General features: G+C 28.9%; 15 protein-coding genes. 5 read left to right on the forward strand and 10 right to left on the reverse strand.

From position 1 onward, the window contains the following. Positions 1–369 precede the first annotated feature (369 nt). From L3J60_RS11330 to ccsA, 4 genes are read left to right on the forward strand one after another with little or no spacing between them, the layout of a single operon-like run. Positions 370–2,259 carry a hypothetical protein gene (locus L3J60_RS11330; RefSeq protein ID WP_291975653.1) on the forward strand — a complete coding sequence of 630 codons (1,890 nt, stop codon included), beginning with the start codon at positions 370–372 and terminating at the stop codon, positions 2,257–2,259. A gap of 9 nt (positions 2,260–2,268) precedes the next feature. After that, positions 2,269–3,873: a hypothetical protein gene (locus tag L3J60_RS11335; RefSeq protein ID WP_291975654.1), complete on the forward strand. Its 1,605-nt coding sequence runs from the start codon at positions 2,269–2,271 to the stop codon at positions 3,871–3,873. A 1-nt stretch (position 3,874) separates the two neighbouring features. Beyond that, positions 3,875–4,660 carry a GW dipeptide domain-containing protein gene (locus L3J60_RS11340; protein WP_291975655.1) on the forward strand — a complete coding sequence of 262 codons (786 nt, stop codon included), beginning with the start codon at positions 3,875–3,877 and terminating at the stop codon, positions 4,658–4,660. A 22-nt stretch (positions 4,661–4,682) separates the two neighbouring features. Then, the gene (gene ccsA, locus L3J60_RS11345; protein WP_291975656.1) at positions 4,683–7,808 is read left to right on the forward strand and encodes a cytochrome c biogenesis protein CcsA; all 3,126 of its coding nucleotides are present in this window, start codon (positions 4,683–4,685) and stop codon (positions 7,806–7,808) included. A gap of 232 nt (positions 7,809–8,040) precedes the next feature. Here ccsA and L3J60_RS11350 read toward each other — a convergent pair whose 3' ends face one another. The 9 genes from L3J60_RS11350 to pheT form a co-directional block, all read right to left on the reverse strand. Further along, a complete protein-coding gene (locus tag L3J60_RS11350; protein ID WP_366837274.1) occupies positions 8,041–8,538 on the reverse strand; it encodes a hypothetical protein in 498 nt (165 codons plus the stop codon). Further along, positions 8,535–9,074, reverse strand: a complete 540-nt coding sequence (locus L3J60_RS11355) for an FMN-binding protein (protein ID WP_291975657.1) — start codon at positions 9,072–9,074, stop codon at positions 8,535–8,537. The genes L3J60_RS11350 and L3J60_RS11355 overlap by 4 nt, the downstream gene beginning before the upstream one ends. Before the next feature lie 4 nt (positions 9,075–9,078). Further along, a complete protein-coding gene (locus L3J60_RS11360; protein WP_291975658.1) occupies positions 9,079–9,762 on the reverse strand; it encodes an alpha/beta fold hydrolase in 684 nt (227 codons plus the stop codon). A 64-nt stretch (positions 9,763–9,826) separates the two neighbouring features. After that, positions 9,827–10,969: a hypothetical protein gene (locus L3J60_RS11365; RefSeq protein WP_291975659.1), complete on the reverse strand. Its 1,143-nt coding sequence runs from the start codon at positions 10,967–10,969 to the stop codon at positions 9,827–9,829. A 136-nt stretch (positions 10,970–11,105) separates the two neighbouring features. Continuing rightward, positions 11,106–11,960 carry a hydroxymethylglutaryl-CoA lyase gene (locus L3J60_RS11370; RefSeq protein ID WP_291975660.1) on the reverse strand — a complete coding sequence of 285 codons (855 nt, stop codon included), beginning with the start codon at positions 11,958–11,960 and terminating at the stop codon, positions 11,106–11,108. 24 nt (positions 11,961–11,984) lie between these two features. Next, entirely contained in the window at positions 11,985–12,602 is a 618-nt protein-coding gene (locus tag L3J60_RS11375; RefSeq protein WP_291975661.1) for a LysE family translocator, read from the reverse strand. 117 nt (positions 12,603–12,719) lie between these two features. Then, on the reverse strand, positions 12,720–13,766 hold the full coding sequence (locus tag L3J60_RS11380; RefSeq protein ID WP_291975662.1) for a quinone-dependent dihydroorotate dehydrogenase: 1,047 nt from the start codon (positions 13,764–13,766) through the stop codon (positions 12,720–12,722). Between the two features lie 183 nt (positions 13,767–13,949). Then, the gene (gene rbr / locus L3J60_RS11385; protein WP_291975663.1) at positions 13,950–14,531 is read right to left on the reverse strand and encodes a rubrerythrin; all 582 of its coding nucleotides are present in this window, start codon (positions 14,529–14,531) and stop codon (positions 13,950–13,952) included. Between the two features lie 346 nt (positions 14,532–14,877). Next, positions 14,878–17,304, reverse strand: coding sequence for a phenylalanine--tRNA ligase subunit beta (gene pheT, locus L3J60_RS11390; protein WP_291975664.1), 2,427 nt, complete (start codon positions 17,302–17,304; stop codon positions 14,878–14,880). 405 nt (positions 17,305–17,709) lie between these two features. Between pheT and L3J60_RS11395 the strand changes: the two genes are divergently transcribed. Continuing rightward, entirely contained in the window at positions 17,710–17,937 is a 228-nt protein-coding gene (locus L3J60_RS11395; protein ID WP_291975665.1) for a DMT family protein, read from the forward strand. 62 nt (positions 17,938–17,999) lie between these two features. Here the strand turns inward: L3J60_RS11395 and tnpA are convergent, their stop codons facing one another. Further along, the gene (tnpA, locus tag L3J60_RS11400) at positions 18,000–18,371 is read right to left on the reverse strand and encodes an IS200/IS605 family transposase (RefSeq protein WP_291975667.1); all 372 of its coding nucleotides are present in this window, start codon (positions 18,369–18,371) and stop codon (positions 18,000–18,002) included. Between the last annotated feature and the right edge of the window lie 304 nt (positions 18,372–18,675).

Below are 18,675 nucleotides of genomic sequence, written 5' to 3' on the forward strand. Positions count from 1 at the left end.
ACTACTTGATGTCATTGGTGTAAATTATTGATTATCAGTATAATATACAAATAATTAATAACTTTGACAACTATAAATCAACTGATTATCTAGCTTTTATCAAAGAAAAAGTGTGAGTTTGCCCTGAAATTTAGAGAGTAAATGTACCAGTTGTCATGAAAATAAACATGGAAATCAATTTGCAATAAATGGCAAAACAGATTGTGTTAGATGCCACATATTTAAAAATTGGATTCCTGAGAAATTTGACCATAATACTACAGCCTTTCCTTTAGAAGGAAAACATGCTGAAATAGAATGCAGCCAATGTCATTTAGCTGTTGTTGAAAATAATAAAACTAGCCTTAACTATAAAATTGAAAAGCACCAATGCATAGATTGTCATCAATAATAGTATTGTTATTTGCTTGTTTCCAAATGACAGCTCAATCTCCTCATGGGAAATCCTTAAAGATTGATTGTGCACAATGCCATAATCCAAAAAGCTGGAAAATGGATTTTGAAACCTTAAAATTTAAACATAATAATGCTACAAATTTTAAGTTAGAAGGCGTTCATTCTGAAATAAATTGTAAAGAATGCCATACCACTTTGGTTTTTAATGAAGTAAATAACGATTGTGTTTCTTGTCATACCGATGTACATAGTGCTTCCGTGGGAAATGATTGTGCCCGATGCCATACTCCAAAAAGTTGGATTGTAAATAACATTTCTGAATTACACGAAGAAAACGGCTTTGCACTTGTTGGTGCTCATTCCAATATAGATTGTGTTGAATGCCATAAATCAGAAACAAATTTAAGGTTTGATAATCTTGGAAATGATTGTATCAATTGTCATCAAAAAGATTTTGATGCATCAACAAATCCAAATCATATTAGTGCTGAATTTTCTACAAATTGTACCGAGTGCCATAGTGCTTTTGCAACCTCTTGGACACCTGCAGAATTTAACCATGAAAACTTTCCATTAACCTTAGGTCACGATATTAAAGTATGTAAAGAATGCCATATTGATAATAATTTTTCAGATACTTCTCCTGAGTGTGTTTCTTGTCATCAAAACGATTTCAATATATCAAAAAATCCTAGTCATATAGATGCCAACTTTTCAACAGATTGCATAACCTGCCACACTACTAATCCTAATTGGACTCCTGCCAACTGGAATCATAATGATATTTATCCTTTAAATGGAGCTCATGCCACCATAGCTGAGGATTGTGTTTCTTGCCATAAAGCAGAATATGGTAATTATAGCAACACGCCAAATACTTGTGTAGGTTGTCATCAAGAAGATTTTGACACCACAACCGATCCTAATCACGTAACCTCAAGTTTTCCTACGGATTGTACACAATGTCACTCAGAAGATAGTTGGACTCCAGCTACTTTTGAACATGATTTTTTTCCTTTAACTTTAGGTCATGATATTGCAGATTGTGCACAATGTCATACTACAGGAAATTATGCTGATGCTTCGCCTGAATGTGTTTCTTGTCATCAAACTAATTATAACAATACCTCAAATCCTAATCATACTGCTTCTGGTTTTTCAACGGATTGTGCTTCGTGCCATACTACTGGTGGATGGGTGCCTTCTACTTTTGATCACAGCTTTTTCCCTTTAACTTTGGGTCATGATATTGCAGATTGTGTGCAATGTCATACTACAGGAAATTATGCTGATGCTTCGCCTGAGTGTGTTTCTTGTCATCAAACTAATTATAACAATACCTCAAATCCTAATCATACAGCTTCTGGTTTTTCAACGGATTGTGCTTCGTGCCATACTACTGGCGGATGGGTACCTTCTACTTTTGACCATAGCTTTTTCCCTTTAACTTTAGGTCATGATATTGCAGATTGTGCACAATGTCATACTACAGGGAATTATGCTGATGCTTCGCCTGAATGTGTTTCTTGTCATCAAACTGATTATAACAATACCACAGATCCTAATCATTCTAGTGCTCAGTTTACAACGGATTGTACCGTTTGCCATACCACAGGTGGTTGGACACCTTCCTCATTTGATCATGACGGGCAATATTTCCCAATTTATAGCGGAAAACATCAAGGAGAATGGAATCAATGTATAGATTGTCATACCACTGCAAATAATTATTCAATTTACAGTTGTACTACTTGTCATGAACATAGTAATAAATCAAAAGTAGATAGCGACCATAATGGAGTTAGTGGTTATGTATATGAAAGTACCGCATGTTTTAATTGTCATCCAACTGGTAGGGATTAAAGATATAATATGAGAAATAACTTATTTATAATAATTTTAATCATTAGTTACTCAAAATCTTTTGGGCAAGGGAAAAATATGCTTATAACTGGGAAAGTAACTTTTAAAACTTCAAAAAACGTATATGTAAAATTTAAAAGTACTGAACACATTAGCAAAGGAGACTCCTTGCGGTTTTTAAATCAAAAAACGCCTTGTCTGTTAGTTATACAAAAATCATCAAAATCTGCAGTATGTAAAATACTATTTGATTCTGCTATTAAAAAAAATGATGTTGTATCGTATTATTATAAAGTTAATTCAAAAAAGAAAAAAATTGTGCTTCCTGCAAAAAAAATAGTAGTCACTAAAAGTAAAAACCCTAAAACAAAAAATAAATCAAAAGAAAATTTACAAACGGTTAGAGGTAAACTTTCTGCTTCAAGTTATAGTATTTTTTCAAAAAATGCAGAGACTAGAAATAGAATGTTATATCGTTTTTCAATGGATGCTAGTCATATAAATAATTCAAATTTATCCTTTGAAACTTATTTAAATTATAGGCAATATATAAAGTTAAAAGATACTTCAGCTTATCAACCAAATAATGTTTTTAATGTGTATGATTTATCATTAAAATATGACATAAATCCAACTTTTTCAGCCGTTATAGGAAGAAAAATAAATAATAAAACATCGTCTATTGGAGCTATTGATGGACTACAAGTAGAAAAATCTTTTGGTAAAAATTACGTGGGTGCCATTGCAGGTTTTCGTCCAGATATTTTTGATTATGGTTTTAATTCAAATCTATTAGAATACGGAGGATATATTGGAAGAACTATTGATAATAACAACTTCTATTCACAAACAACTTTAGGTATTCTTCAACAAACTAATAATGGTAATATAGATAGAAGATATGCTTATTTTCAGCATTCAAGTAGAATATTGAAAAATTTGAATTTATTTACTTCTATGGAAGCAGATTTGTATACTAAAGATAGTATCGTTAAAAATAGTATTAACCTCACTAATTTATATGTTTCCGCTAGATATAGATTTAGTAGAAAATTTAACGTAATGCTATCTTACGATTCAAGAAAACGAATTTTATATTACGAAACTTTTCAAACTGACATAGAAAAATTACTTAATGATAATGAAGCTAGGCAAGGTTTTAGAACACGTTTTAATTTTAAACCCGCCAAATATGTTTATGCTGGTATAAGTTATAGCAAACGTTTTCAAAGCTCTAATCAGAATAAATCTAATAATATTAATGGACATATTAGCTGGAGTAAAGTTCCAACTATTGGTGGACGCTTATCCTTAAATTTCAATAGTAATAGTTCTAGTTATTTAAAAAGTAACATCATTTCATTGCGACATTCACGAGAAATCATTCCAAATAAATTAAGTGGAAATTTTTATTTTAGAATGGTTAATTACAATTATTTTAATAATAATTTAGTAACAAAACAAAACTACTACGGTGCAAATTTATCATTAAAACTTACTAAAAGTTTAAGATTTAATATATATGGTGAAGTTTCTACTGGAAATGGTATTCAAAATAATTTCAGATTAAATACCTCAATAGTAAAAAGGTTTAACAATAAAAGAAGAAAATAATATGATTTCAAAATTTAAATTTTTGGCAATTACTGCCATCTTACTAACTAGCATATTAGCTTGTAATAATGGTCCAAAAAAAATTGAAGCTATGCCTTTAAAACAGCAGTCAAATACACAAAAAAGTTCGGGCATATTTTCTAATGAATCAACAAATAACCCAAACAAAATTGGACCTGTAAGTTCAAATATGCATAAGGTAAAAGTGAATGAAATTTTAAAAACTAAAAAATATTTGTATTTAAATGTTACCGAAAATCAAGATACTTTTTGGGTTGCCACTCGATTAATGGATATTGAAGTAGGAAAAACTTACTACTACAAAGGCGGATTATTAAAAACCAATTTTGAAAGTAAAGATTTTAATAGAACGTTTGATAAAATTTATTTAATTTCAGGAAGTTTAGTAGCCGCAAACCATGCTTCTAGTGCTGGCACTAAACAATCCAAAGCTTCCAATAGTTCTAAAACTAAAAATACTCCAAAAAATATAACTATTAAAGGATCAATGAAAATTTCAGAATTAGTTAAAAACGCAAAGAAATTAGAAGGAAAAACCGTTCAAATTAGTGGCGTTTGCACAAAAATAAATCCTGAAATTATGAAAAGAAACTGGATTCATTTAGATGACGGTAGTAATAACGGATTTGACCTTGTGGTAACTTCTGACACTTTTATTAATGAAGGCACTGTTGCCACTTTTAAAGGTACAGTTACCTTAAATAAAGATTTTGGAGCAGGATATAAATACGATCTTATTATCGAAAATGGCGTGTTAATCCCTTAATTTTAAATAGTTAAAAGCATTTATGAAAAATCTACTAAAAAAATCACAATACTATTTATACTTTTTATTTAACACAAGAGCTGCTGGACTGTACATTTTACTATTTGCAACTGCTATTAGTATTGCCACTTTTGTTGAAAATGATTTTGGAACACCTTCTGCTCAAAAATTAATATTTAAATCGTGGTGGTTTGAGTTATTATTAGTGATGTTCGGAATTTCCATTGCCGTAAATATTGTAAAATTTAAAATGGTTCGTCAAAAAAAATGGACGCTTATTATTTTTCATAGTGCTATCATAATTATTTTAATTGGAGCAGGAATTACGAGATATTTTAGTTTTGAAGGAATGATGCATATTCGTGAAAACACAACTTCAAATACATTTTTATCATCAAATACCTATTTAAAATTTCAAGTTATTAAAAACAACCAACGCTATAAATTTAATGATGAAGTTTTATTTGCTTCTTTAGGAAATAACAATTGGCATAAATCATATTCCGTAGCCGATGATATTGTAGCTATTCAAGTAAAAAAAGTCATTGCCAATCCTATCCAAAAAATGATTACAAAACCAGATGGAAAACCTACTTTAAAAGTGGTGATTGCTGGGATGAGAGGCAGAGAAGAATATTTTATTGGTCAAGGAGAACAAAAACAATTCGGAAATTTATTATTTAATTTTAAAAAGAATGAAGTTAACGGAGCAATAAATATTTTATTTAAAAACGATTCGCTCTATTTTAAAACCAATAAAACCTTTACTCAAATGGTTATGGCAACAAGGAAAAAGGATACTATTACTTCTTCTGATAGCTATAAACCATTAATGTTGAGATCGTTATATTCTGATGGAACAAATAATTTTGTATTGCCAGAGTTTAATAAAAGTGCAAAAATTGAAATGGCATCAAAAAATTCTAAACTTAAAAGTGATAGTAAAATAGCATTGCAATTAAATATTTCTGTTAATGGAGTATCAAAAGATACTTATGTATATGGCATTAAAAATTATGAAGGAACACCACAAATTTTAAATTTTAAAACATTAAGTATAAGTGCTGCGTATGGAGCAAAACAAATTGAAATTCCGTTTGCTATTAAGTTAAAGAAATTTATAATGGATAAGTATCCTGGTACAAATAGTGCTTCATCATACACCAGTGAAGTTCAGTTAATTGATTCTAAAAATAATGTTCACAAAGACTTTAGAATTTTCATGAATAACATTTTAAACTATGAAGGTTATCGCTTTTTTCAATCTTCATTTGACCAAGATGAAAAAGGAACTTATTTAAGTGTAAACCATGATTATTGGGGAACGTTAGTTACTTATATTGGCTATTTTCTATTAACTATAGGTCTTTTACTTACTTTTTTTAGCAAAAAAACCAGATTTCATTTTGTGATTAAACAAATAAAAAAATTAAGAGCCAATAGTTCAACCTTACTACTATTAATTGCTTTTAGTTTATTTGCAAATACCAGTTTTGCACAATTCACTAAAAATGATTTACACGTTAAACATATTGTAGCTCAAAGTCATGCTAATAAATTCAGCAAATTAGTAGTCCAAGATTTTAGAGGAAGAATGAAACCTATTCACACGCTTTCTTCAGAAATTTTTAGAAAATTAGCACGAAAAGAAAGTTTATACGGTTTAACTTCTGATCAATTATTACTAAGTATGTACGCAAATAGTAGCGATTGGTACAAGGTGAAAATAATTAAACTAGGAAAGCATAAAAAACTTAGACAATTACTTGGAGTGCAAACCAATTATGCATCCTATAACGATTTTTTTGATAATGATGGGAATTATAAATTAAAAAATGAAGTCAATAAAGTTTATAGCATCAATCCTGTAGATAGAGGAGTTTATGAAAAAGAATTACTTAAAACAGATGAAAAAGTTAACATTTTAAGTATGGTTTTTACAGGTTCACTGTTAAAAGTAATTCCTAATGAAAGTAATTCAAATAGTGCTTGGTTATCAAATAATACGCATAATACAAATACTATTTCAAATGGTAATTCTTTAAAAATTGCCGAAAATTTTTTCAGAAACTATTCTGCGATTCTTTTAGATGCTACACATACTAATAATTACACAAAAGCAGATAATTTACTCCATGAATTAAGTATTTATCAACATAAAAAAGGAGGTAAAATAATGCCTTCTAATACTAAAATAAAAGCTGAAATTCTATTAGATAATTTAAACATATTTAATCGATTAGCACTACTCTACTTTTTATTAGGAATTTCCTTTTTAGTATTCCTATTCATTTCCGTTTTTAAACCAAAATTAAATTTAAAACTTGCTTACAAAATATTATTCACTTTGGTATTAATAGGTTTTGCATTTCACACCTTTGGACTAGGTTTGCGTTGGTATATTTCAGGTAGAGCACCTTGGAGTAACGGCTATGAATCTATGATATACATTGCTTGGACTTCAACTTTGGCAGGAATATTATTTACACGAAAATCCTTTGGTGGTTTGGCTGCAACTATGGTATTGGCATCGGTTATATTAATGGTTTCCATGCTTAGTTTTTTAGATCCAGAAATAACACCATTGGTTCCTGTATTAAAATCCTATTGGTTAACCATTCACGTTTCTATGGAAGCTGGAAGTTATGGCTTTTTAATGCTGGGTGCCATAATAGGAATAATCAACTTAACCTTAATGCTATTTCTAAACGATGCCAATCTGAAGAGAATTAAACGTATTATTACTGAAATGACCTATTTAAGTGAATTAACTATCACTGGTGGATTAGTTATGGTTAGCATTGGTACTTATTTAGGTGGAGTTTGGGCCAATGAATCTTGGGGAAGATATTGGGGTTGGGATGCTAAAGAAACTTGGGCTCTTGTTACGGTTTTAGTGTATGCTTTTATTTTACATATGAGAATTATTCCAAAGTTATTTGGACTATTTTCTTTTAATGTTGCTACTATTTTTGGCCTAGCAACCGTAATTATGACTTATTTTGGAGTAAATTATTATCTATCTGGGTTACATTCTTATGCTACTGGCGATCCAGTTCCTATTCCAAGTTGGGTTTATTATGCAATAATATCTCTTTTACTTTTATGTGTTTTTGCTTATTTCAAGAAGAAAAAATATAATATTTAAACATACTATTACGTCAGTTCGAGTAATTTTTGATAAAAAATTGTATCGAGAACGATTGTTTCTAAATTAAAAAACCTATTCTCGATACTAATTTTAAGCCTAAAAAGGCTAAAATTCACTCGAATTGACGAAATTTTATCATAATGCACAACGTGGTAATATTTAGATAAATAAGTTAAGATTCTGAACTAAATTCAGAATGACGATTTAATAGTTTTTTAATCAGCTTCTTTTATTTTATATTTTTAAAATATAACTGTTGAATTATAAAAAAAACAGCCAATGTATAACTTAAAGTCATTAAAATGCCCGAAAGTAAAATGATATATTTAAACCACAATACGCCGCTCCATAATATATAAATTCCACCGAAAGTTAACAAAACAGAGGCAAAAGGTTCAAACATTAAAAAATATTTTATTTTTTTTTGTAATGAAGTAATTGATATTAGTAATGAAATTAAAAAGAAGATAACTGACAAGGATAAAATATGATTGTGAACAATGGTTAACATTTCAGATTTGCTCTTTTTAAATAACATCACTTTTGCATTAGTATCATTTTCGTTTCCTAAATATCGATTTTCTATTCCATTTGATTTCATTGCAGTAGTGTTATTTACAAAAAATAATCCTCCATAAAAACCTACACTTAAAACCATTATAAAAATTAAAATTAGATTTTTAATTTCTTTTGGAAACTTATGAATTAAACCATGAAACTGAATCATAATATTTTGTTTTTAGACAATATTTGAATGGATTGCATCAATTTATCTATTTTAGAAGTCATAGATTTAGCTGAAATAGTTGCTCCTGAAATTCCAACAATATCTTTTTCATAAATAAAAGAATTTGTTGCACTTTTTCCTATAAATTGTTTTAACCATCGTTTGCTACCTATTTCACTTCCTCTATCTTCTCTATAAATTAATATTTTTATTTTTTTTATCACTAAATTAGTGTCAAAAATGACCAAAAAGTCAAAATAATCTACTTTACCAAAAGCCTTTCCATGATAATAATATCCTAATAATTTACTGTTAACAGTTATTTCTTTAAAATTTGAATTATTAATTTTTAAAGGTAATTGTTTGTTTATTTCATTCGTAATATCAATAGGTTTTATAGTAAAACTTTTAATATTAAATGTTCTTTCTATCTCTTTTTGAATTAATGTATCAATTCTTTTTGGAATACTAAAACTCGAAGTTATGAATACTAAAATTGAGATTAATACTATTTTTTTTATATTTTTAATTATCATTTAATTATTCAGCAGTATTTAAAAAGTTAATAATGAGATTTGTAAGCTCTTCCCTATGCTTAGATTTAAACATATTTTGTGCATGAAATGCTCCTGAAAAAACTTTCAATTCTTTCGGATTGCTTGATTCATTGTATATCTTTTTAACTCTCTCAAAAAGCCGTTCATTTTTAGAGACTACAAATAATTTTTTTATTGATTTATCATGAATTCCTACTCCACCAGCTGGAGCAAGAAGTACTACCTTTTTTATACTCTTATCAGTTTTTATACTTAATGCATTTAACACTGCTGCACCTCCCATACTTCCTCCTACAATTAAAATATTGTGATATCCTTTCCCTTTTAAAAAGTCAACTGCTCCAAGTATATCTAATGATCGTTTATCTGTATTTCCTTTTTTGCTATTTCCATAACCTCTAAAATCTATAGAAAGAGAAGATATCTGTTTTTTTTGCAATTTTTCAGCTATAGAATACCAACTTTCCTTATTAAAAATTGCACCATGGGCAAAAATTACTACAAGATCCTTACTCTCCTTAAAAAAGGATGCTTCAATTAGGCCTCCATCTTCAGTTATGTAAGTAATTAGCTTAAAACTAGGAACTACAGCCTCTGTTGTTTGACCATTTATAATTCCTATAGTTATAAAACCAAAGAACATATTAAGTAAATATTTTTTTTCCATTTTAGTTTATTTAAAATTTTTAAATATCTGTAAAGTACAAAAAGTGAATTAACTTAAAAATATATTAGAATGATAGTGCCACACCAGCATTAAATTGCTTGGAGGTATTACTTCCTAAAACTGCATTATTAACAAGCTGATAATCCGCTTTAAATGCTACTCCATTAGCAACTTTATAATTTAAACCAAAAACTAATTCATTTTTGTCATAAGCTTTATTTGCTACTAAACTTCCTGAAGTACTAGCTTGCGTATTATACTTTTCATACCGTAAAAATGGTGTTAATTTTTCAACGCCTTTTAAATCAAAATTATAGGCAATTACACCGTAAAAACCATACATTTTTGATCCTAAATCTTTACCAGTTAATGTATTATAGTTTTCAGTATCTGATAATTTTGTGGTAATATATTGTCCTTTTAATTCCAACTTCTGATAACGATATCTGGCATCTAAACCAATCATAGTAATTCCAACTGTTGAATCTTCAATGGTAGTATCATCCGTTTGCGTTTTTCCAAAATAACCCGAAACACCTAAACGTAAACCCTGAATACCATAAAAATCTATCTTAGTAGAAAAATTTGGGGAGCTTATATTAGATTCTGCTCCTTTTTGACGACCTTTTCTAAATCCATCAACACCACGTAACAATCCCACTCCTTCTCTATAAGATGAAAAACCATTAAATAAATAAGCTTGATATTTTAAAGAAGCATTATCAATACTCCCATTTATACCAATCCCTATTTCTCTCCAAGTAGTTGGTACGATGTATTTATCAACACTTGGTCGTTCTACCCCATAAAAAGTATCTGGCTCGTGATATTCATTTATAATACCCATAGGCACCAACATTAATCCTGCCAAAACATTAATTTTATAAGTTGCTTTATATTGAATGTAAGCTTGTTCAACAAATACTTCTTTAACATGCTCATATTCTATTTCAGTTAAAAAACTTACTTTATTATTAAATTTATAGCCTAACAACATTACAAACCGGTGAATGTCTAAATTTCCAACTTCCTTTCCATCAGGTTCGTTATAATCTATTTGTGCATAACCGCCAATAGTAATTCTGGAAGTTGTACTTTTTTTTAAAATTTTTTGACCGGAACTGTGTTGTAAATCTCCTGATTTACTTTGTGAATAACTTATTAAATTTAGCAATAATACGGCTACTATAATTGTAATTTTTTTCATTTTTAGTACATTATTTTTATTTAGACTGATTATAAATAACATCGCAAAAATAGATAAGTTACTTTTATTACACAACACTTATTTAGATTAATTCTAAATAAGATGACGAAAGTCAGTTTTAAAAAAAAAAGATTAATTAAAAGATTTTAATTGCCTCATTATAAGCACTTTCAAAAGACATTGCTTGAATATTAGTGGTTATTTTATGTTGGTTAAAGTAGGAAACCAATTTTTCAGTAGGCATATTCCCAGTAAGTTCATCCTTTGCCATTGGACAGCCTCCATAACCCATAATAGCACCGTCAAAACGATTACAACCTGCTTTAAATGCTGCATCAACTTTTTCAAACCAAGTAGAAGGAGTTGTATGTAAATGTGCACCAAATTCAATATTGGGATAAGCAGGAATTAAATTTGAATATAGATAATCAATAATTTCAGCATTTGAACTTCCAATGGTATCTGATAAAGAAATAATCTTCACTCCCATTTTAGTTAATTTTTCAGTCCAGTTAGCAACAATATCCACATTCCAGGGATCACCATAAGGATTCCCAAATCCCATAGATAAATAAGCAACCACTTCTTTATTCGTTTTAGTAGCAATATTTAAAATTTCATCTAAAATAAGGGTAGATTGAGCAATCGTTTTGCCGGTATTACGCATCTGAAAATTTTCAGAAATAGAAAAAGGATATCCTAAATAATTAATTTCTTCAAATTGAGAAGCATCATTTGCTCCACGAATATTGGCAATAATAGCCAATAATTTACTTTCCGTTTTTCTTAAATCTAACTTAGATAATACAGCTGCAGTATCTCTCATTTGAGGAATAGCTTTTGGAGATACAAAACTTCCAAAATCAACCGTATCAAAACCAACACGTAATAAAGCATTAATATATCGTGCTTTTGCTTCTGTAGGAATAAAGTGAGATTTTATTCCTTGCATAGCATCACGTGGGCACTCAATAAGTTTCACTTTTTTCATAATTGCTCAAATATACAAAACCGATTATGAAAATAATATAAAAATAGCAATTGCTATAAAAACAATTACTTTAAACCACTTAATATTTTTTGAAAAAGATTTATGTGAATTTAAATACGAAGAAAACTGTCCTGATAAAATTGAAACCAACGTAAATATTATGAATGCTTGTAGCATAAATAAGATACCCAATACATAAAACTGAATGATTGTATTTTGAGTTGAGCTATATAAAAAACCTGGGAAAAATGCCAAAAAGAAAATAGAGACTTTCGGATTAATAACATTCATAAGAAAACCTCTTCTATACAACTTAAACATATTAATTGAGGAAACTTTTTTATCTAAATGAATAACTTCTTTTGAAACTAATGATTTATATGCTAAAAATAATAAATACAAAGCCCCAACAACTTTAAGTCCTAAAAATAAATTTTCAGAATGTTTAATTATTGCTGAGACACCAAATGCTACTAAAGTTGTATGTATAATAACTCCTGAAACTAACCCAAAAGCTGTTACAATTCCATATTTTTTACCGTTAGTAATACTTTGCATTAAAACGTATAAAATATCTGGTCCTGGCATTAATGTTAGCAACATAGAGGCTCCAATAAACGATATTAGGATTTCGTAATTCAAATTATTTTTATAGTATTTTATGTCGTTCCTACCTTTTAATTATCGCTCAAAATAAACTTCGGCAGGAATCTATTTACGCTTCATTTTGGATTCCTGCCTACGCAGGAATGACGATTTTTAGCTCTTTAAACTTTTCACATTAAGAATAGCCTTATTAATTTTTTTAACTAATGCTGGTCCTTCATAAATAAATCCGGTAAAAATTTGAATTAAATCTGCACCTGCATTAAGTTTTTCAAGAGCATCTTCTGCGGAATGAATTCCTCCTACTCCAATTATTGGAAAAGCCTTATCAGATTTTTCTGCTAAATATTTAATCACTTTGGTACTTTTATCTTTTATAGGTTTTCCACTTAACCCTCCATAACCAATTGCATCAAGTTGTTTATTTGAAGTTTTTAATCCTTTTCTACTTATTGATGTATTACTTGCAATTACTCCATCTAATTTTGTTTCTGCTATAATTTCAATAATTTCATCTAGCTGAATAGTATTTAAATCAGGTGCAATTTTTAATAAAATAGGCTTTTGATTTTTAAACTTCTTATTTTCTTTTTTTATTGAAGTAATTAGCTCAATTAAATAATCTTTATCATTTAATTTAGCGTGACTTCCAACATTTGGACAACTCACATTTAGCACAAAATAATCTACATACGGGTGTAATTTTTTAAAACAAATAACGTAATCTTCTGTATAATTTTCTGGTAAAGTTGCTGTGTTTTTTCCAATATTACCACCAATAATAACTTTGTGTTTATTCTTTTTAAGTTGCTTAATCGCCTCGTCAACACCATTATTATTAAATCCCATTCGGTTAATAATTCCTTCATCTTCTATTAATCGAAATAATCTCTTCTTAGGATTTCCATACTGAGGTTTCGGTGTAACTGTACCAATTTCAATAAATCCAAAACCAAAATTGGCCAATTCATTATAAAGTGTTGCATTTTTATCGAAACCAGCTGCCAAACCCACAGGATTTTTAAAAGTAAGTCCAAATAATTTTCGTTCTAATTTAGGATTTTCAATCACAAACGTACTGCTAACTAAATATGAAGCTCCTGGAATTTTAGTAATAATTTTAACAAAAAAAAATGTAAAATGATGAATCTTTTCAGGATCAAATAAGAAAAATAGCGGACGAATAATTCGTTTGTACATTGAAATATGTTTGTGCAAAATTAAAAAAAAATACTCAATATACTCCTAAAAAGACGTCATTCTGAATTTATTTCAGAATCTCATACTCTGTTTAATGAGAAACTGAAATAAATTCAGTTTGACGTAATACTACTTAAAATTAAATAAATATTTAAAGCTACTCTTATTATTTTTATCTATTCGTTAAATATCATTACCTCTCAATTGCATATAAGCTTTAGGATGCAAACAAGCTGGACATACTTCTAATGCTTTTTTACTTTCGTAAACATATCCACAATTTATACATTTCCACCAAACTTTACCATCTTTTATAAATACCGTGTCTTCTGAAATATTTTGAAGTAATTTTAAATATATTCTTTCATGTTCTGCTTCTACTCTGGCAATCATTCTATAAGCCGTAGCTATTTTTGGAAACCCTTCTTCTGCTGCTATTTCTGCGAATTTAGGATACAAATCTGTCCATTCTTCATTTTCTCCTGCTGCAGCTGCTTCTAAGTTTTCTTTGGTAGTTCTTCCTATTATTCCTGCAGGATATGTTGCTGTAATTTCAAGCATTCCACCTTCTAAAAATCTAAAAAAACGTTTTGCATGTTGTTTTTCTTGATTTGCTGTTTCTTGAAAAATTCTTGAAATTTGTTCGTAACCTTCCTTTTTGGCTACTTTTGAGAAAAATTCATACCTATTTGTTGCTTGACTTTCACCTGCAAATGATTTTAATAAATTTTGTTCAGTTCTTGTTCCTTTTATTGATTTTTCCATAATATTATTTTTAATATTTAATAAATTTTTATTACGGCATTTCCCTTGTTGATTTTGCCGTATTATGAAGTATAAATTTACTAAGAATTAATGATATTTAAACAAGTTACAAGTTAAATTCATCTTAATTTATTATCAATATAAATAATAGTATTTTTACATATTTATAATCTAATATAACGTCCGTCACACTAAACTTGTTTCAGTGTCTATTTCAATAAAATACTGATTATCAAATAGTATAAGATGCTGAAACGAGCCTGCCTTGCCGACAGGCAGGTTCAGCATAACGTTGTTTTTTATTATTACTAATTACAAACAATCAGTACTATTTTATTTAAACGTACTAACGTAAAGTAGCTCCTACATTTTTTTCAAAGGTTTGTTTAAATCGTTCCATAATTTTATCTATCTGCTTGTCGTTTAGTGTTTTATTTCCATCTTGTAACAAAAAACTTACGGCATAAGATTTTTTACCTTCTGGTAATTTATCGCCTTCATACACATCAAATAAATCAACTTCTTTTAATAATTTTCGTTCTGCCTGAAAAGCTAAATTATAAATTTCATTAAAGGTGGTTTCTTTATCTAATAACAAAGCAAAATCTCTTTTAACAGAAGGATATTTTGGCAATAATTTTATCTTAAGTTTAGAATTTCCTGATAATTTTAGAACATTTTCCCAATTAAAATCTGCAAATAAAACTTCTTGTTTAATTCCAAATTCTTTTAAAATAGATTTTTTAACTACACCCAAATCTACTAATTTGGTTTTACCTAAACTTAGTGTTAATCCTTCAGAAAATATATCATTTTTAGTAGGTATAGGTTTTATATTTTGAATTCCTAAACGAGATAAAATAGTAGTAACAATTCCTTTTAAATAAAAGAAATTAGATTTTTTTGTTTCCGAATTCCATCGTTCTTTATTAGTAGCTCCTGAAACAAATAACGTTAAATGTTTTTGTTCACTTTTTCCACTTTCATATTGATGATAAGTTTTACCAAATTCAAAGAATTTTAAACTATTTCTTTTTCTGTTTATATTATAAATTACAGATTCTAAACCGCTGAATAACAATGATTGACGCATTACACCTAAATCACTACTTAAAGGGTTTAATATTTCAATATTATGATCTTCTTTTAATGATTCAGTTAATGAAATATAACTAGCTTTAGTTAATGAATTTGCCATAGTTTCATAAAATCCCTGAGCAACTAATTGGTTTGAAATCAGGTTATTTATTTTAACTTCATCAAAATCGTTTGCTGAAATGGACATATTTAATTTAGGAGAAAACTCAATATTATTATAGCCATAAACACGTAATATTTCTTCAATTACATCTGCTTCTCTAGTAACATCAACTCTATAAGAAGGAATGGTTAAACCTAAACCTCCATCAGTTACACTATTAAATTTGATTTCTAATGATGCTAAAATATTTTTAACCGTTTCTCTTGGAATTTCAACACCAATTAAACGATCCATTTTTTCATAACTTAAAAAAACTTGATGATCTTCAATTTTGTTTGGATATAAATCTACTATTTCAGATGAAATTTTACCACCTGCTATTTCAATTATTAAATTTGCTGCACGTTTTAGTGCATATTTTGTAAAATTAATATCAATTCCACGCTCAAACCTAAAAGAAGCATCAGTATTTAAACCATGACGTTTTGCAGTTTTTCTAATTGAAACTGGATTAAAATAGGCACTTTCTAAAAATATTGAAGTCGTATTTTCAGTAACTCCTGATTCTATTCCTCCAAACACACCTGCAATACACATAGGTACACTGTTTGCATTACAAATCATTAAATCTTCTTCGTGTAATTTCCGTTCTACTCCGTCTAAAGTTGTAAATGTAGTTCCGTTTGGCAAAGTTTTAACTAAAATTTTATTTCCTTTAACTTTAGCGGCATCAAAAGCGTGTAGTGGTTGCCCCAATTCGTGCAACACATAATTAGTAACGTCAACTATGTTATTTATTGGAGATAATCCTATAGTTTTTAATCTATTTTGAATCCATTCAGGAGAATCTTTTACCGTAATATCTGAAATAGTTACACCAGCATAACGCGGTGCTTTTTCATTATTTTCTACTTCTACATCAAATTTTAAAGTTCTATCATCTACTCTAAAATCACTTACTGATGGTGAAATTAACTCAATATTAATTTCTTTATGAGCCAATCCTGCTCGTAAATCTCTGGCAACTCCAAAATGACTCATGGCATCAGCACGGTTTGGCGTTAACCCTATTTCAAAAACTTCATCAGTTTCAATATTGAAAACTTCCGCAGCTTTGGTTCCAACCTCAATAGTTTCATCTAACACTAAAATGCCATCGTGACTGCTTCCTAACCCTAATTCATCTTCGGCACAAATCATTCCAAGACTTTCTTCTCCTCGTATTTTACCTTTTTTAATTTTAAATCCTTCACCCTTTTCATCATATAACATCGTTCCAATGGTAGCTACAGGTACTGTTTGACCGGCAGCAACGTTTGGTGCTCCGCAAACAATTTGTACAGGTGCTCCGTTTCCTAAATCTACTGTTGTTATTTTTAATCTATCGGCATTTGGATGTTTTTCACAAGTTAACACCTTTCCAATTACAACTCCTTCAAGGCTTCCTTTAATAGATTCAACACGTTCTATGCCTTCAACTTCTAAACCTAAATCGGTTAACAATTCTCCAGTTTTTTCAGCTTCCCAATCAATTTTTAAAAATTGTTTTAACCAATTGTATGATATTTTCATTCTTTATGCTTTTTTTCGATTTGCAAAGATAAAAAATAGAATTAAGTTCTTGAATTGTTTGATGGTTTATTTGCTGTTAAAGATTTTAACTGATTTAATTATTGCAACTAAAATAAAATAGAATGAAATAATCTTTTTGATGATTGTTACAATGTTTATGAGATTACTTCGGTGTTGTACTCCTCGTAATAACGTCATTGCGAATGAAACGTAGTGGAATGAAGCAATCTGTTTCTAGTTAGATGAGATTACTTCAATTGTGCCTCTTTCGTAATGACGTGATGAGGTAGAGTGACGGGTTACTTCGTCGCTACGTTTCTCGTAATGACGTGTTTTTTTTATTAAAAAACGTTTTCCTCTTCATGCTAAATTTATTAATTTTAAGCTAATTTTAAGAAAACTGATATGAAAGCATTTTTAACCATTGGACTTTTAATTTTATCTAATACGTTTATGACAATTGCTTGGTATGGTCATCTTAAGTTTTCTGAATGGAAATGGTTTAATAAGTTAGGTTTAGCTTCAATTATAATTATTAGTTGGGGAATTGCATTATTTGAATATATGTTTCAAGTACCTACAAACAAAATTAGATTTAAAGAAAATGGTGGTCCTTTTTCTTCAGTTCAATGAACTACCCCGAGGCAGAGCCATCGAGGTATCAAAACAATGTTAGTCGATCTGAATGTACTTTTTTATATTCTTTCTCCGTTCCTTGGGTTTTTTACATATGCCTCAATTACTTCCTCATTGGAATATTGCCCAACAGTATTTGCATAAAACCCTCTAGTCCAAAATTTACCTCCCCAAAGTTTAATCTTAATTTCTGGATATCTTTGAAATAATTCCTTAGCCGTAATACTTTTCAATATCCTAATCATTTTTGAAACAGAATAATTTGGAACGCTTTGAACCAAAAAATGAACGTGGTTTGATTCATACCCTATCTCTATAAAATGCACATCATAGTGCTCAGAAATTTCTAAACAAATATCTTTTAACCCTTCTCCTATTTCTTTTGTTATAACTGATTTTCGATATCTCAATGGAAAAACCAAATGATACATCAATAATATTTTGTTATGCCTTTTCAATATATGCTCACTCATTACTCGAAAATACACTTTTTTAAAGTGTTTTGAAAAACTCTCTGTTTTTCAAAACTTTTCAGCTAAACCGTTTAGTTGTGTTATAGAAATCGAACTGACATAACAGTAAGTTTAAAGAGTCAAAATGCACAACATAAGACCGTTGCAAAATTCAACAAATTTCACCAATCCAAGTTTTAGATAAATTTTAGATTGGTTTTTGTCAAAAAATGTAATTTTCACTTCTTTTTTTGTCTTTGAAGTTCATTTTAATATTGTTTTT

The organism is Lutibacter sp. (genome assembly GCF_021647475.1).
Lineage (GTDB): Bacteria > Bacteroidota > Bacteroidia > Flavobacteriales > Flavobacteriaceae > Lutibacter.